Below are 1,002 nucleotides of genomic sequence, written 5' to 3'. Positions count from 1 at the left end.
GGGGGTGCCGGGTGGCACGCCGTCACCGGGCGCCGCCGGGCGGCCCGGCGGCGCCGTGGGCGCCGCCCGGGTCAGCGTCCCGCCCCCCGGCACCCACCAGCCGCCGGCCGGGCCGCCGACCGGCGAGCTGCGCGGCGCCCCGACCGACGGGCGCGACCCCCGGTCCGGCCGGCTGCGGCGCGGTCCGGCCGACGCCGGCGTGCCCGAACCGGCGGACGGCACCGGCGCCGTGCCGACGGCCGCCCCGCCGGTGCCGGACGGCGACGGGACCGACCGGGGCCGACGCGCTGGCGCGCCGACCGGCCGACGCCGCGCCGCCGAGGAGGACGTGCCGCCGGTGCCCCGCTCGGGCAACGCCCCGCCGGTGCCCGGTGCGCCCGCCGCGCCTCCCGGCGTCGGGGTGCAGCCGCCCCACGGCCCCGCCCCGCGTGGCCGGCGTGCCGCGCCGGACGACGTCGAGGTCGCGGGCCGGGGCCGGCGCGCGGCCACCGACGACGAGACCCCCGGTCGGGCCGGCCGCGCCACGGACGGCGTTCAGCCGCCCGCGCACCGGGCGGACGACGCTGTGGTCCCGCCCCCGGGCCGCCCGGCCGTCCCCGACGAGGCCGAGAACCCGTCTCCCGCGGCGCGTCCGGTCGACGGGGAGGCGGGGCGGCGACGCCAGCCCGGTGATTCCCGAACCGGCCGACCGGAGCGCCCGGCCGACTGGCTGCGGCAGGCCGGCCGCGCCCACCACACCGATCCCGCCCTGCCGACGATCAAGCGGTCGGTGCCGCCGCCCGTCGCGGGCGGCGCGTCGCCGGCACCGCCCGAGCCGGACCAGCGCGGCGCCGAGACCGGCAACGCCCCCGTGGGCCGCGCACGGCCGGGCGCGCAGCCGCCACGACCCGCCGACGCCACCGAGCCCGGCCGGCCGGTGGGCCGGGTCCGACCCGGCGCCGAGCCACCCCGGCCCGCCGACCCGTCCCCTCCCGGGCCGCCGCCGGCCCGGGAGGGGACGGG

At 85.6% G+C, this 1,002-nt stretch carries 1 pseudogene; it reads left to right on the top strand.

The annotated features are described in order from the left end of the window. A pseudogene (locus tag ACSNN9_RS28505) lies at positions 1-1,002 on the top strand (hypothetical protein); the annotation flags it as partial.

Origin of the sequence: Micromonospora sp. URMC 107 (assembly GCF_051386315.1) — a bacterium.
Classification (GTDB): Bacteria; Actinomycetota; Actinomycetes; order Mycobacteriales; family Micromonosporaceae; genus Micromonospora.
This window is presented reverse-complemented; position numbering and strand designations above follow the sequence as displayed.